Raw genomic sequence first — 15,710 nt, 5'->3', positions numbered from 1 at the left:
GACACTCAGAAGATAAAGAGGCTTAATCTAATTCATGGAGCAAGTTTTTTACATGTCCAGCAAGCCTATCGCATACGATTTGATAAGCCGCCCATTTCTCTGCTATATCTTGACAATACTTCGGGTTTGGAACATCCCAATGAAGGACTTTCTTGTTAGAGGCAGGTAAGAGGAGGGGTTCCTGATCACGCTCAAAATCATAAATATTCACGATCAAGTCCGCTTTTTGTATTAAATGAGGCGCCAGCAGAATCGGCTTTTTTGCGGTAATATCTATATTAACTTCCTTCATTGCTTCAATTGAAAGATCATTCTCCCGGACTTTGGTGAACGAGGCACTCACAAAGTTCAGGGAAGGATCATTCAACTTGGAGGCCCATCCCTCTGCCATGATGCTTAAGTCATTTGCTGTAGAGAGAAACAAGATGTTTTTATTATTCATTTTCAAAGCCCCTTTGCCATCGTTCTATTTCTTTTTTACCCCCTTTTTCTAAAAATATGCCTCACTATCAAAATGATTGCCAGGCAATAAGTTTAAGGTATTAGGCATAAAGAATGAAGCTGGTTAATGGTGTTTGGCATGTTCGATGGCTTGAGAAAGAAGATCGATCACATGTTCATCGTCATGGGAATAGAACAAAGTCGTCCCTTCCCGGCGGTATTTAACGAGACGCAGGTTTTTTAAAAAACGGAGCTGGTGGGAAACTGTTGACTGAAGCAGCGACAGTTTTTCAGCAATTTCATTAACTGAATGCTCACCGTTAAACAGTAAATTTAAAATCCGGAGACGAGTGGGATCTGAAAGGGCTTTAAAGGTTTGAGACACAATAAATAATGTTTCTTCATCCAGATCGATATGTTTCTTTTTCATCCAATTCCTCCACTAATCTTTTTATTTATCGTACCAAATCAATGAAATAGCTGTCACTGCTAAAGTAAAAGAGGCGGTGGTTTAAAAATAAGAAAAAAGAGGTAAATTTAACTATGTTTCACATTTTTTATTTTTTTATCTTTTTTGTTTTTTTTGACTATGATAAAATTTGTGTCTGATGACCGATTTTAGGAAAGGGGAACGTGAATGAAACTCACTGGGAAAATTATCATCGCTTTAATTGCCGGTGCCATAGTCGGGCTGCTGCTCAATATATTTGCACCAGATGCCTACAACGTTTTAGATCCTTATCTTTTTACCCCGCTTGGCCGTATTTTTCTCAATCTCATTAGCATGCTGGTTGTGCCGATCGTATTTTTATCTATTATTCTAGGAGCCGCAGGGCTTGGCGATCCGAAAAAATTAGGTCGGATTGGATTGAAAACGGTTTCTTATTTTTTAATTACTACTACTATTGCTATTGTTATTGGCTTGAGCATTGCCAGTATCGCACAACCCGGAAAAGCGGGAGATTTCGATACGAAAAACGCCGAGTTTACTGCTGAAAAGGCCCCTCCTGTCGGAGAAACCTTGCTGAATATTATTCCAAAAAATCCGCTTGAGGCAATGACCCAAGGGAATATGCTGCAAATTATCGCATTTGCTCTTTTTATCGGGCTTGCCCTAACTGCTTTAGGAGAAAAAACAAAGGGACTGCTGAATTTGGTCGAACAAGGCAACGAGGTTATGATGTATCTTGTCGGCTTTGTCATGAAGTTCGCTCCGTACGGCACGTTTGGCTTGCTGGCTTCCGCCATCGGAAGCCAAGGGTTGTCTGCGATCAAGGCAATGGGAGTTTATATGATTTGTGTGCTTGCGGCTTTGTTTATTCATGGAGCTTTGACGTATGGAGGAACGATTTTGCTGCTGGCTAAAAAGAGCCCGCTTTGGTTTTTCAAAAACTTTGCACCGGCCATGAGTGTTGCTTTCAGTACATCAAGCAGCAATGCTACTCTTCCGCTTTCTATGGAAGTAGCTCAAAACCGCTTAAACGTGCCGAAGTCCGTCAGTTCCTTCGTTCAGCCGCTTGGCGCCACTATCAACATGGACGGAACTGCTATTATGCAAGGGGTTGCTACAGTATTTATTGCGCAGGTATACAATGTAGATTTAACGATGGGCGAACTGACGACTGTTGTTCTTACTGCCGTATTAGCCAGTATTGGAACAGCCGGCGTACCTGGTGTCGGTTTAATTATGCTGGCTATGGTTTTAAGCAGTGTCGGTCTGCCTGTAGAGGGCGTAGGACTGATTTTGGGTATTGACCGCATTCTTGATATGACCCGGACAGCTATCAATATTTCCGGTGATGCCGCTTGTGCTGTGTACGTAGCAGAAACAGAAAAGAAGAGAACGATTAAAGCTCAGCGCACCGGTGCTTAAAAAGAGATCAATCTAAATAGATAGAATCATTTGAGGATATATTTCTTCGTCTCGCCGCAGGTGTGTCAAAAAAGGCACACTTGCTTCTTTTTTATTTTTATATTTTTCCTTCTTGTTGTATAATATCGCTATTAACAGCTTGTAAAGCAAAAGGAGATAATTGTGTATGAATCTCGGTTTCGGAGAAATAGCTATTATTCTTATCGTAGCCTTATTGCTTTTCGGACCTTCCAAGCTTCCGCAGCTCGGAAAAGCAGCTGGACAAACGCTGCACGAGTTTAAACGTGGCATGAAAGGCATTATGGACGAGGAAGAGGAGAAAAAATTAAAATAAATAAAAGATAGAAGCTGACGGCGGCCGGCCGCCGGCTTTTTTTTGCATTGAAAGGAAACCGAGCTCTGCCCAAAAGAGAGACGGCATATGTTCAGTTGTAAAACGCCGTTTGTTTTATTGCTTATAATTTTACTTAAATAGATTTTATTTACTTAAATGGAGGTAATTTAGGTGATTTTTTACCCGAATTGACTTGAAAATTGGCGATTCAAAGCCGATCAGTTATAATAAAGCTCTGATTGTGTCTTAATTAGTTATTGTAAAAGAATGTAATTTATAAATAAGAGACACAATTAGATCAGGCTCTTAGCCTAAAGGCAAAGAGGAATTTGCTTATTCAGGAGGCAAGAAATAAAGGTATGAATGCTATTAGCAAAATGATCAAAAATTTGTGGAGAAAATTTCATCTCACGCAAATTATGATTTTACTTGTATCGGTTATGGTTTTAGCCGGTTTAGGGTTTATCGTTTACTTTATGAAGTCAGCGGACGTGGAGACCTTGAAGAAAGGGCTGTCTCAATCCACGATTCTTTACGATGTAAATGGTGATAAAGCGAGCAAGCTGTCGGCCAACCGCTCGGACAGCGTGCCGATTGCCAAGATGCCAAAGCACTTGCAGAATGCTGTTGTCTCTATTGAGGATCACCGTTTTTACGAGCATAATGGTTTTGATTTAAAAGGAATGAGCCGGGCCCTTGTGAAAAACACATTTTCCGGCGGTGTCGTGCAAGGGGGAAGTACGATTACCCAGCAATTGACCAAGAATGCGTTGCTGTCACCAGAGCAAACCTACAAAAGAAAAGTAGAAGAGCTGTTTTTGGCTATTGAGATTGAAAAGGTATATAAGAAAAAAGAAATACTGGAAATGTATTTAAATACCATCTATTTTGGAAGCGGGGCATGGGGCGTACAAAACGCTTCAAAAAAATACTTCGGGAAAGACGTCAGCGATTTAACTCTTAGTGAATCGGCTATGCTTGCCGGGATCATTAAGGCGCCATCTGTGCTTGATCCATATAAGAATTTGGATAAAGCGGTTGATCGCAGAAATGTCGTGCTGAGTCAAATGGAGAAGTATGGATACATCACGAGCGAAGAAGCGGCAAGCGCTAAGCAGGCGCAGCCGGAGCTTGATGACCGGAGCGGCGATCCATTGAAAGGGAAATATCCGTATTATACGGATGCTGTCATTAATGAAGCGATCAACCGTTTTGGTTTGACACAAAATGAGCTCCTGACAAAGGGATATGAGATCTATACTTCCATGAATCAGGAAGTGCAGGCGGGTCTTGAACGAGTATACAAAAAAGACTGGCTGTTCCCGGATTCAGTCAATGGCGACCCTTCTCAAAGCGCGGCTGTGCTGATCGATCCAAAGACAGGCGGGGTAATGGCGATCGTTGGGAAACGCGGTGAGCACGTATTTAGAGGATTTAACTACGCTACCCAGATGAGAACATCCCCTGGCTCAACGCTAAAGCCGCTTGTCGTGTATACACCTGCTCTGGAGGAAGGATACACGCCGACATCCATGCTGGAGGACAAGCCGCAAAAATTCGGAGACTATGAGCCAACCAATTATGGAGGCAGATACCGGGGAGAAGTAACAATGAACAAAGCGCTTGAAAAATCCCTGAATGTGCCTACTGTGTGGCTGTTAAATGAAATTGGCTTGTCTAAGGGGCTGGATGCGCTGGAACGCTTCGGCATCCCAGTGGAAGAAAGCGATAAGAACCTGTCGGTTGCGCTAGGCGGAATGACAAAGGGGGTATCTCCTTTGCATATTGCTCAGGCCTATACGACATTCCCGAACGGGGGAATTCGCAAAGACGGCTTCTTTATTCAGAAGATTATCGGCCCGGATGGCGAGCTGCAGCCGAAATGGATGCCGAAAGAAACGAAAGTGACAACGAAAGAGGTAACGGATGATATGAATGCCATGCTCTTAAACGTTGTTGAGCGCGGTTCCGGAAAGAAAGCAAGAATACCGGGAATGGAGCTGGCAGGCAAAACAGGATCGACCCAAGTGCCGATCCAGGGGGTTACAGGAACGAAAGACCAATGGTTTGTCGGTTACACTCCAGACGTTGTCGGAGCAGTATGGCTCGGCGTGGAAAAGGCGAGCGAAACGAACCACCTCGCTACGAACAGTTCCGAGGGGGCAGCTCCGCTGTTTAAAGAGATTATGGAAAGAACACTTCCAGAGCTTGAAGGCACCTCCTTTGATGTCGATTCGATTGATGAAGAAGAACAAAAGCCGGAGAAAAAAGGCTGGCTGGATAAAGCGCTGGATAAGCTGAGCGAGCTATTTTAAAGAAGGCCTCTTCAAATCCGTTTAACAACGGAATTTGGAGGGGCTTTTTTATATATTAATTTCTCCAACACCAGAGTGAATGGTCGTTCATAGAGAGGAGAGCAAAAATCCATGAAAAAAGTTTTACTTTTTATGAAATTTTTTCAGAAAAACAAAAAGCGGTCATATCAACCTTGTAAGCGATTGCACTTTTATGGCAGGAAAGGCTAATAATTTTAATTGTCTAAAAATTTACGAAAAAGGTGTTGACCTCTAGGAAAAAGCAGGATATGATTGACCACAACATAAACTTAATTTTCAGATTTGATCGATAAATGATTATTGACGAAATATTAGAAATTAGGGCTAATGCACTTGCAGCAGCTTGATTTTTAAAACACCATCATTTTTAGCAGTGTATGCAGCTAGAGAACACCTGGAGGGATATTATGCGCAGCGATATGATAAAGAAAGGGATCGACCGTGCTCCCCACCGAAGCTTGCTTTATGCAGCCGGAGTGAAAACAGAGGATCTTCATAAGCCTTTTATCGGGGTTTGTAATTCCTATATTGATATTATTCCGGGGCATGTGCATTTAAACAAATTTGCCGAAGTAGTTAAGGAAGCAATCCGCGAAGCTGGAGGCGTTCCTTTCGAATTTAACACAATCGGCGTAGATGACGGCATCGCAATGGGGCATATCGGAATGAGGTATTCCTTGCCAAGCAGAGAGCTAATTGCCGATGCAGCCGAAACAGTCATTAATGCTCACTGGTTCGACGGAGTGTTCTATATTCCTAACTGTGACAAAATTACGCCCGGTATGTTAATGGCAGCTGCCAGAACAAATGTCCCTTCCGTATTCGTTTCCGGCGGACCGATGGAAGGCGGAAAAACAAAAGCAGGAAAGCACCTATCGCTTGTTTCGGTATTTGAGGGAGTCGGCGCTCACCGCTCAGGAAAAATGTCAGCCGAAGAGCTGCTGGAAATTGAGGAGAATGCTTGTCCGACTTGCGGCTCATGCTCAGGAATGTTTACAGCTAACTCCATGAACTCTTTGATGGAAATGCTCGGCATGACACCGCCAGGAAACGCTACGATCGTAGCGACATCGACAGAACGCCATAAGTTAATCAAACAGGCTGTTCATCATTTAATGGATTTAATTAAAAACGATATTAAACCAAGAGACATTATTACAAAAGAAGCAATCGACGATGCATTCGCACTGGATATGGCTATGGGCGGCTCAACGAACACGGTTCTTCACACGCTGGCAATCGCACATGAGGCGGAAATTGATTACGACTTAAGACGAATTAATGAGATCGCCGAAAAAGTGCCTTATTTAGCTAAAATCAGCCCAGCTTCTGATTACACTATGCAGGATGTTCACGAGGCGGGCGGCATCAGCGCCATTATTAACGAACTTTGCCGCATCGGAGTTCTAAATAGAGATCGCGTGACAATTACAGGGAAATCTGTTTATGAAAATGTACAGCAAGCGGATATTACGAACGAGGCAGTTATTCGCAAAAGCGACAATCCATATAGTCCCGTCGGCGGGCTATCGATCTTATTCGGCAACCTGGCTCCGGATGGAGGAGTCATTAAAGTCGGAGCTGTGGATCCTTCCATTCAGACATTTATGGGAGAAGCCATTGTATTTGATTCACAGGAAGAAGCTCAGGAAGGCATCAACAATGGGACTGTACGGGAAGGTCATGTCGTGGTGATCCGCTACGAAGGACCTAAAGGCGGACCGGGCATGCCGGAAATGCTGGCCCCAACAGCGGCCATAGCCGGACGAGGCCTTGATAAAAAAGTCGCGTTAATTACAGACGGAAGGTTTTCTGGAGCTTCAAGAGGCATTTCTATCGGTCATATTTCACCGGAAGCTGCTGAAGGAGGACCAATTGCCTTCATTGAAAACGGCGATCAGATTATCATTGATTTGCCGAATAGAACGATTAACGTGGTTTTAACAGAAGAAGAACTGGCTGAACGAAAGCAAAACTGGGAACAGCCGGAGCCAAAAATTAAAAAGGGCTATTTAGCCAGATACTCCAAGCTTGTCACTTCTGCAAATACAGGCGGAGTGATGAAAATTTAATTATTAAATCGTTGACGAGGAAAAAGTTGTAAGAAAAGGTATTCACAGAGAGCCGGCGGGGCTGCGAGCCGGTATACCCCTTACAGCGACATCCCCTCTGAGTGCCGGTCTGAACGGAAACAATTAGGATCGGTCGAGTAGAACTTACTCGTTATCAAAAAGGACAATCACTGTTCGATTGTCCATGAGGTGGCATTTGCGAAAATGTCATAAACCAGGGTGGTACCGTGAAAGGAAAAGTCTTTTCACCCCTGCGCTTAGTAGATTAGTAGGCGTGAGGGTGTAAAGACTTTTCTTTTTGTTTTTATTCAGGCTATGCAGCACCATGAGGATGATTTCAGCTCATGAAGTCACAGCAGCATTGCCTTTGCTTAAAGAGCCCAATCACTCTTGCGATTTAGGAAAACAACAATTTGGAGGGAAATTGGATGAACGCAAAAGTAGAAACAAAAGCCAAACCGTTGAAGCAGGCCATGAGTGGAGCTGAACTCTTTATTGAAGCGCTGAAAAAGGAAAACGTAGAAGTTGTGTTTGGCTATCCGGGCGGGGCGGTTCTGCCTCTGTATGATGCTCTCTACAGAAATCCGATTCGCCACATCTTAGCAAGGCACGAGCAGGCCGCAATCCATGCAGCAGAAGGGTATGCGCGTGTATCAGGAAAGCCGGGAGTCGTTATCGCCACTTCCGGGCCAGGGGCGACAAATCTTGTAACGGGCATTACAGATGCAATGATGGATTCTCTTCCGCTCGTTGTCTTTACCGGCCAGGTAGCAACAGGGGTTATCGGGACAGATGCTTTCCAGGAAGCAGATGTCATCGGAATTACAATGCCGATTACTAAACACAATTACCAAGTGCGAGATTTAAACGAGCTGCCAAGAATTATACGGGAAGCCTTTCACATTGCAACCACTGGCCGTCCAGGACCAGTGCTGATCGATATCCCAAAAGACATCGCAACAACCGTTACTGAGCCTACATTCGTTACGGATGTGCACTTGCCGGGATATCAGCCGAACACGACACCAAATGTTTTACAAATTAAAAAGCTGGCCGAGGCAATTGCTCAAGCTGAAAAGCCATTGATTTTGGCTGGAGCGGGCGTGCTGCATGGCAAAGCAGCCGAGGAATTGCTTGCTTTCGCCGAAGAAACAAACATCCCGGTAGTGAACACGCTGCTTGGACTCGGGTCATTCCCTGCCGATCATCCGCTGTTCCTCGGGATGGGCGGCATGCATGGGACATACACCGCCAACATGGCTATGTACGAGGCGGATTTGTTAATCAATATCGGCGCCCGTTTCGATGATCGTTTAACCGGTAACTTGCAGCACTTCGCACCAAATGCCATGGTTGCCCATATCGATATTGACCCGGCGGAAATCGGCAAAAACGTAGACACTCATATCCCGATTGTAGCTGATGCAAAAGAAGCTCTGCAGAAGCTCCTTGACTTGGAGCTGACGGCACCAGAGGCGAACGAGTGGCGCCTGCACTTAAAGCAAAGCCAAAAAGAGTTTCCGCTTTGGCAATCCGAAGAGGAAGAGGGCATTTCTCCGCAGCAATTAACAAAAATGATTCACGATGTGACAAGCGGAGAGGCCATTGTAACAACGGATGTAGGGCAGCATCAAATGTGGACAGCGCAATATTACGGTTTCAGCCAGCCAAATCGCTGGGTAACATCAGGCGGTCTCGGCACGATGGGCTTTGGCTTCCCGGCTGCGATCGGTGCCCAAATTGCTCATCCAGATGATACGGTCGTAGCGATAGCGGGAGATGCCGGTTTCCAAATGACTTTGCAGGAGCTGGGACTTGTAGCTGAGCTGAAGCTGCCTGTAAAGATCATCATTTACAACAACCAGGCACTTGGCATGGTTAGGCAGTGGCAAGAGAAGTTTTATGAGGAAAGATATTCGCAATCCTTACTTCCGTGCCAGCCGGACTTTGTACAGCTAGCCGGGGCATACGGCATTAAAGGCTACTCTGTCTCCACAGAAGAGGAAGCAGAGCAGGTGCTTAAAGAAGCATTGACCAGCCGCGAGCCGGTTTTGATTGATTGCCGGATTAAGCGGAAGGAGAAAGTGTACCCGATGATTGCTCCAGGAAAAGGACTTCATGAAATGATTGGGGTGAGACCATGAAACGCACAGTGACGGTAACCGTTCTTAACCAAAGCGGTGTGTTAAACCGCATTACCGGATTATTTACGAAGAGACAATTCAACATTGAAAGCATTACGGTAGGTCCTACAGAAACAGAAGGGATTTCCAAGATGACTGTTATCGTTCATGTAGAAGATGAGCGGGTAGCTGAGCAAGTGCTGAAACAGCTCAATAAGCAAGTGGATGTGCTGAAGGTGACTGATATTACTGATCAGGCAGTTGTATCAAGGGAGCTTGCTTTAATTAAGGTACTGACAACGCCGCAAACGCGAGCGGAGATTAATGTCATTATCGAACCGTTCCGGGCGACGATTATTGATGTCGCTAAGGATAGTGTCACTATTCAAGTAGTTGGAAATTTCGAAAAAATCGAAGCGATGATTGAATTGCTCCGCCCTTACGGCATCAAGGAGCTGTCGCGTACAGGCCAAACGGCTTTAACACGCGGATCGCAAAAGCAAGTCACTGATTTGAAGCAATATTCAATTTTAAAATAAACAACTAAAATTTGGAGGATGATGAAAAATGGCAAAAGTATATTATAACGGAGATATCAACGAAGCGGTTTTAGCAAATAAGAAAGTGGCAATCATCGGCTACGGTTCACAAGGTCATGCTCACGCACAAAACTTACGTGAAAGCGGCGTAGATGTAATTGTTGGTTTAAGACCAGGAAAGTCTTGGGATCAAGCAGAAAAAGACGGTTTTGATGTAAAGCCGGTTCGTGAAGCAAGTGCGGAAGCAGATTTAATTATGATCCTTCTTCCAGACGAGTACCAAACAGCAGTTTATAAAAATGAAATTGAGCCTGAATTAAGTGCAGGAAAAGCGTTAGCGTTTGCTCACGGCTTCAATGTTCATTTCAACCAAATCGTACCGCCGGCAGATGTGGATGTATTCCTTGCTGCTCCCAAAGGCCCGGGTCATTTAGTGCGCCGCACATATGAAGAAGGCGCCGGAGTACCAGGATTGATCGCGATTTACCAAGATGTGACTGGCCAAGCAAAGGACGTTGCTCTTGCTTATGCGAAAGGAATCGGGTCTGCTCGCGCCGGAGTGCTGGAGACAACGTTCCAAGAAGAAACAGAAACAGATTTATTTGGTGAACAAGCGGTGCTTTGCGGCGGCGTATCTGCCCTTGTAAAAGCCGGATTCGAAACTTTGATTGAAGCGGGATACCAGCCTGAAGTTGCTTACTTTGAGTGTTTGCATGAATTGAAATTAATCGTTGATTTAATGTACGAGGGCGGTCTGGAAGGAATGAGATATTCTATTTCCGATACAGCTCAATGGGGTGACTTTGTATCAGGTCCGCGCGTCATCACTGCGGAAACAAAAGAGCGGATGGGCGAGGTATTGAAAGACATTCAAACAGGCAAGTTCGCGAAAGGCTGGCTGCTTGAAAATCAATTAAACCGTCCGGAATTTACAGCTATTAATGCAAGCGAAAGCAAGCATCCAATCGAAGTAGTAGGAAGAGAGCTTCGCGCAATGATGCCATTCGTCAAAAAACAATCCAAGAAGGAAGTGACGGCCGGTGCGAAAGGTTGAGATCTTTGACACAACATTAAGAGATGGGGAACAGACACCTGGAGTTAACTTAAACACTCTTGAAAAGTTAGAGATTGCCAAGCAGCTGGAGAGACTAGGGGTTGACGTCATTGAAGCGGGCTTTCCAGCCGCTTCAAAAGGCGATCTTGAGGCGGTGCAGCTGATCGCCAATACGGTTAAGAACAGCTCCGTGACCGGTCTCGCCCGCTCCCATGAAAAAGATATTGATGCTGCATGGGAAGCATTAAAACAATCAGCAGAACCGCGCATTCATGTGTTCTTGGCAACTTCGCCTATTCACCGTCAATACAAGCTGAAAATGTCAAAAGATGAAGTGGTTGAGAGAGCGGTAGCAGCCGTGAAGTATGCGAAAACAAAGTTTGCGAAAGTTCAATTTTCAGCAGAGGACGCTTGCCGCACAGAGCCTGAATTTCTGGCGCGCGTCACAGAGGCTGCTATTGATGCCGGAGCTACTGTGATTAACATCCCTGACACTGTCGGGTATATTACGCCAAAAGAAATCAAAGAGTTGTTTTCCTATCTAAGAAACAATGTTTCGAATATTGATAAAGCCATTTTGTCCGCTCACTGCCATGACGACCTTGGCATGGCAACAGCCAATTCTCTGGCAGCCATTGAGGGAGGGGCAGGACAGGTGGAAGGAACGATTAATGGAATCGGTGAACGGGCAGGCAACGTAGCACTTGAGGAAGTAGCGGTTGCCCTTCATATCCGCAACGATTTCTATGGGGCTACAACGAATATGAAGCTCGCTGAGATTAAGCGCACAAGCAGTCTCGTTTCCAAATTAACGGGCATGACGGTACCGGCAAACAAAGCCGTTATCGGCGACAATGCGTTTGCTCATGAATCAGGTATTCATCAGGACGGCGTGCTGAAGGAAAAGACAACATATGAAATTATTACGCCGGAATTGATTGGTGTGAAATCCAATAAACTTGTGCTTGGCAAATTGTCCGGCCGCCACGCATTTAAAAATAAAGCGATTGAGCTTGGATTTGATTTAACAGAAGAAAAACTGAACGAAGCCTTTAAGGCATTCAAAGACTTGGCGGATAAGAAAAAAGAAATTATGGATGAAGATCTTTTCTCTATCCTTGCCGATAAGCAAACGGAAGCTGTCGATGTCAGCCATTATGAATTAAATAGCATTCAAGTTCAATATGGCACTGAAAACATTCCAACAGCAACTATTTCAGCTACCTTGCCGGATGGTAGGCAAGTGACCGAAGCGGCTACTGGATCAGGAAGTGTGGAAGCGATTTATAACACGCTTGAACGCCTGCTGGATGAACCGGTTAAGCTCCATGATTACAAAATTAATTCAGTCAGTGCCGGACGGGATGCCCTTGCAGAAGTGTATGTACGAATTAAGCATAAAGGCATTGAAACAAGCGGCCGCGGCACAGCGCAGGACGTACTGGAAGCTTCAGCCAAAGCTTATCTGAACGCGGTCAATCGGGTGTTAACGTTAGAGGCGCAGCAGTCAGAAGCACAAAAAGTACACATTTGATGTAACGGAGGGGTTAATGTGAAAAAGAATATTGCCGTATTGCCTGGAGACGGGGTCGGCCGGGAAGTAGTGAAAGGAGCGACTGCTGTGTTGGAAGCAGTCGGACAGAGGTTCGGCCATGAATTTGAATTCGAATATGCCAACATTGGCGGCGCAGCCATTGATGAGTCAAATAATCCTCTTCCGAATGAAACATTGGAGCTTTGCAAGCAAAGCGATGCCGTTTTTTTAGGAGCGGTAGGAGGACCAAAGTGGGATAGCCTTCCTTCGCACATGCGTCCGGAGCGTGGATTGCTGGCGATTCGTAAAGAGCTTGGTTTATTTGCTAACCTTCGTCCGGTTATCGGTTTTCACAGCTTGCTGCATTCTTCGCCACTCAAACCCGAAATTGCAGAAAATGTGAATTTGATGATTGTACGTGAACTGACAGGCGGCTTATACTTCGGAAAACCAAGCGAGCGCCGCGGTGAAAGCGGAGAAACCGTTGTTGATACATTGCAATATACAAGACAAGAAATTGAGCGGATCATAGAAAAAGCATTTGAACTAGCTATTATTCGCAACAAAAAGCTCACTTCTGTTGACAAAGCGAATGTGCTGGAATCAAGCCGGATGTGGCGTGAAATTGTGAACGAAAAAGCGGCTCTATATCCGCAGGTAGAAGTGGAGCATATGTATGTGGATGCAGCAGCTATGAAGCTGATCAGCCGTCCAAAAGACTTTGACGTCGTCGTAACAGAAAACTTATTTGGTGATATTTTGAGCGATGAAGCTTCCATGATTACAGGTTCACTCGGCATGCTGCCGTCAGCAAGCTTGACAGGAGACGGATTCGGCTTGTATGAACCGGTCCACGGCTCAGCACCAGATATTGCCGGCTTTAATAAGGCGAATCCGATGGCGATGATCCTTTCAGCAGCGTTAATGCTGAAATACTCCTTCAATCTAAGGGAAGAGGCGGAGTCTATTGAACAGGCCGTTCAGGAAGTGCTGAACGCCGGCTATCGGACACCTGACCTGCAGCCAAATGGAAATATGGTTGTCGGCACAGAAGAAATGATTGAAATTGTGGCTCAGCATGTAAAAGAAGGCTCCGCTATTTCTTCTATTATGGGAGCTTATATGTAAGCCAAAATCAATGGACAGTATAGAGAGGATTCCGTATTTTCCACCAGGAGATCGGAATCCCTCTTTTTTCAAAAGCGATGTTTCATCATTAAGCTAAAAAAGACAGTGAGGGGGCTGTTTTATGGCACCAAAAACAGTTATTGAGAAAATTTGGGAACAACACGTTGTACACAGAGAAGAAGGAAAACCGGATCTTTTATATATTGATCTTCATTTAGTACATGAAGTGACTTCTCCGCAAGCATTTGAAGGCTTGCGCATGAATAACCGCCAAGTCCGCCGTCCGGACTTAACCTACGCGACTATGGATCATAACGTGCCGACGGTCAACCGCCATATCATTAATGATCCCGTCTCTAAAAAGCAGATGACGACACTTGAGCAAAATTGTAAAGAATTTGGCATCGAACTAGCCGATATTAACCATCCAGATCAGGGGATTGTACACGTTATCGGTCCTGAGCTTGGCTTAACACAACCAGGAAAAACGATTGTATGCGGAGATAGCCACACATCTACGCACGGGGCTTTTGGCGCTTTATCGTTTGGAATTGGCACAAGTGAAGTAGAGCACGTGCTAGCTACACAAACTCTCTGGCAATCCCGTCCAAAAACCTTGCAGGTAAAAGTAACTGGAAAGCTTGGTTTTGGCGTGACAGCGAAAGACTTAATTCTTGCGGTCATTGCTAAATATGGTGTTAACGCAGGGACAGGCTATATTATAGAATATACCGGCGAAGCGATCCGTGAGCTATCTATGGAGGAGCGGATGACTGTCTGTAACATGTCCATTGAAGCAGGGGCACGTGCTGGCTTGATTAGCCCGGATGAAAAAACGGTTGAGTATTTGCGAGGGCGCCGTTACGCTCCACAGGGAGAGGAATTTGAAAAAGCGGCTCAACATTGGCTGGCGCTTGCGACCGATGAGGGCGCAGAATATGATTTAACGCTTGAAATTGCCGGAGAAGAGATTGAACCGCAAGTCACTTGGGGAACGAATCCATCCATGGGAAGTGGCATCAGTGCATCCGTTCCTGATCCTGAGCAGTTTGAGCGTCAAGCAGACCGTGAATCTGTTGCCCGGGCATTAGACTACATGGAATTGGCAGCAGGCACGCAGCTTGAAGAGATTCCCGTAGACTATGTATTTATCGGCTCCTGTACGAATTCACGTATCAGCGATTTGCGGGCAGCTGCGGAGGTGGCAAAAGGCAGAAAGGTTCAGGAAGGAGTGACAGCCATTGTTGTTCCTGGATCGCAAACGGTGAAGCAGGCAGCTGAAGCGGAAGGATTAGATCAAATATTTATCGACGCTGGCTTTGAATGGCGGGAGTCCGGCTGCAGCATGTGCCTGGCGATGAACGATGATATCGTTCCATCCGGAAAACGATGCGCCTCCACTTCTAACCGCAATTTTGAAGGGCGTCAAGGAAATGGTTCCAAAACGCACTTAGTCAGCCCGCCGATGGCTGCCGCTGCCGCTGTTACCGGCAAGTTCACTGATGTTCGCAAACTAGCCAAAGTGCATCAATAAGGGGGAAGAAACATGGAAGCAATCAATAAATTCAACGGTATTGTCTGCCCTCTCAACCGTGTAAATGTGGATACAGATCAAATCATCCCAAAACAGTTTTTAAAGCGGATTGAACGGCAAGGCTTCGGCCAGTTTCTATTCCATCATTGGCGTTTTGATGATGATGGGAATAAAAGAGAAGACTTTATTATGAATCAAATGCAATATGAACAGGCTGAAATTTTAGTGGCGGGTGAGAACTTCGGCTGCGGCTCTTCCCGGGAACACGCTCCATGGGCATTGCTTGATTATGGCTTCCGAGTGATCATTGCTCCTAGCTTTGCTGATATTTTCTATAATAACTGCGTCAAAAACGGCATTTTGGCGATTCGCCTGACAGAAGCAGAAGTAAGTGAAATAATGGAAAAGGCGAAAGAGCCGGGGTATCGCCTATTCATTAATTTGAAAGATCAGGATATTACAGACAGAAAAGGATTTGCAGCTGACTTTGACATTGATCCCTATTGGAAGCAAATGCTTTTAAATGGCTGGGATGAAATTGCTGTTACCCTCAACCTTGAGGATGAAATCAGCAGCTATGAAAAGAAAGCGGAAAGCATAAGTTAATTCTATATGTAGATGGAGCAAAAGGCTGCGGATAAACGCAGTCTTTTGCTTGTATTTTCACTTGTTTATGGAAATTGAAAGGAATGATTTACATATAAACAGGGAAAAGTGATACAGGAACATGAGATGAGGAGGA

At 45.1% G+C, this 15,710-nt stretch carries 13 protein-coding genes; 11 read left to right on the top strand and 2 right to left on the bottom strand.

The features are described 5' to 3' along the window. Positions 1-22 precede the first annotated feature (22 nt). Together BBA02S_RS11370 and BBA02S_RS11365 are read right to left on the bottom strand one after the other, a co-directional pair. Positions 23-442: a low molecular weight phosphatase family protein gene (locus BBA02S_RS11370; protein ID WP_052475228.1), complete on the bottom strand. Its 420-nt coding sequence runs from the start codon at positions 440-442 to the stop codon at positions 23-25. A 123-nt stretch (positions 443-565) separates the two neighbouring features. Beyond that, complete coding sequence (locus BBA02S_RS11365) at positions 566-871, bottom strand: ArsR/SmtB family transcription factor (RefSeq protein WP_041099087.1); 306 nt, start codon at positions 869-871, stop codon at positions 566-568. A 207-nt stretch (positions 872-1,078) separates the two neighbouring features. Between BBA02S_RS11365 and BBA02S_RS11360 the strand changes: the two genes are divergently transcribed. From BBA02S_RS11360 to leuD, 11 genes are all read left to right on the top strand, one after another. After that, positions 1,079-2,314, top strand: a complete 1,236-nt coding sequence (locus BBA02S_RS11360) for a dicarboxylate/amino acid:cation symporter (protein ID WP_041099089.1) — start codon at positions 1,079-1,081, stop codon at positions 2,312-2,314. Positions 2,315-2,480: 166 nt separating this feature from the next. Continuing rightward, positions 2,481-2,648, top strand: coding sequence for a twin-arginine translocase TatA/TatE family subunit (locus BBA02S_RS11355; protein WP_061786752.1), 168 nt, complete (start codon positions 2,481-2,483; stop codon positions 2,646-2,648). A gap of 359 nt (positions 2,649-3,007) precedes the next feature. Further along, a complete protein-coding gene (locus tag BBA02S_RS11350) occupies positions 3,008-4,963 on the top strand; it encodes a transglycosylase domain-containing protein (protein ID WP_041099091.1) in 1,956 nt (651 codons plus the stop codon). Between the two features lie 428 nt (positions 4,964-5,391). Next, on the top strand, positions 5,392-7,056 hold the full coding sequence (gene ilvD / locus BBA02S_RS11345; RefSeq protein ID WP_041099093.1) for a dihydroxy-acid dehydratase: 1,665 nt from the start codon (positions 5,392-5,394) through the stop codon (positions 7,054-7,056). A gap of 428 nt (positions 7,057-7,484) precedes the next feature. After that, on the top strand, positions 7,485-9,200 hold the full coding sequence (ilvB, locus tag BBA02S_RS11340) for an acetolactate synthase large subunit (RefSeq protein WP_041099095.1): 1,716 nt from the start codon (positions 7,485-7,487) through the stop codon (positions 9,198-9,200). After that, positions 9,197-9,718: an acetolactate synthase small subunit gene (gene ilvN / locus BBA02S_RS11335; protein ID WP_041099097.1), complete on the top strand. Its 522-nt coding sequence runs from the start codon at positions 9,197-9,199 to the stop codon at positions 9,716-9,718. Before ilvB ends, ilvN begins: the two co-directional genes overlap by 4 nt. A 28-nt stretch (positions 9,719-9,746) precedes the next feature. Beyond that, positions 9,747-10,772 (top strand): ketol-acid reductoisomerase, encoded by a 1,026-nt coding sequence (ilvC, locus tag BBA02S_RS11330; protein ID WP_041099100.1) that lies wholly within the window; start codon positions 9,747-9,749, stop codon positions 10,770-10,772. Further along, positions 10,759-12,306 (top strand): 2-isopropylmalate synthase, encoded by a 1,548-nt coding sequence (locus BBA02S_RS11325; RefSeq protein ID WP_041114051.1) that lies wholly within the window; start codon positions 10,759-10,761, stop codon positions 12,304-12,306. Before ilvC ends, BBA02S_RS11325 begins: the two co-directional genes overlap by 14 nt. Positions 12,307-12,324: 18 nt before the next feature. Next, positions 12,325-13,434, top strand: coding sequence for a 3-isopropylmalate dehydrogenase (gene leuB / locus BBA02S_RS11320; RefSeq protein WP_041099104.1), 1,110 nt, complete (start codon positions 12,325-12,327; stop codon positions 13,432-13,434). A gap of 121 nt (positions 13,435-13,555) precedes the next feature. After that, positions 13,556-14,968 carry a 3-isopropylmalate dehydratase large subunit gene (gene leuC / locus BBA02S_RS11315; protein WP_041099106.1) on the top strand — a complete coding sequence of 471 codons (1,413 nt, stop codon included), beginning with the start codon at positions 13,556-13,558 and terminating at the stop codon, positions 14,966-14,968. A 12-nt stretch (positions 14,969-14,980) separates the two neighbouring features. After that, complete coding sequence (gene leuD / locus BBA02S_RS11310) at positions 14,981-15,574, top strand: 3-isopropylmalate dehydratase small subunit (RefSeq protein ID WP_041114052.1); 594 nt, start codon at positions 14,981-14,983, stop codon at positions 15,572-15,574. Positions 15,575-15,710 lie beyond the last annotated feature (136 nt).

Source organism: Bacillus badius NBRC 15713 (genome assembly GCF_001591605.1).
Classification (GTDB): Bacteria; Bacillota; Bacilli; order Bacillales; family Domibacillaceae; genus Pseudobacillus; species Pseudobacillus badius.
The sequence above is the reverse complement of the archived record's forward strand: the minus strand, read 5'-3'. Positions and strand labels throughout refer to the sequence as shown.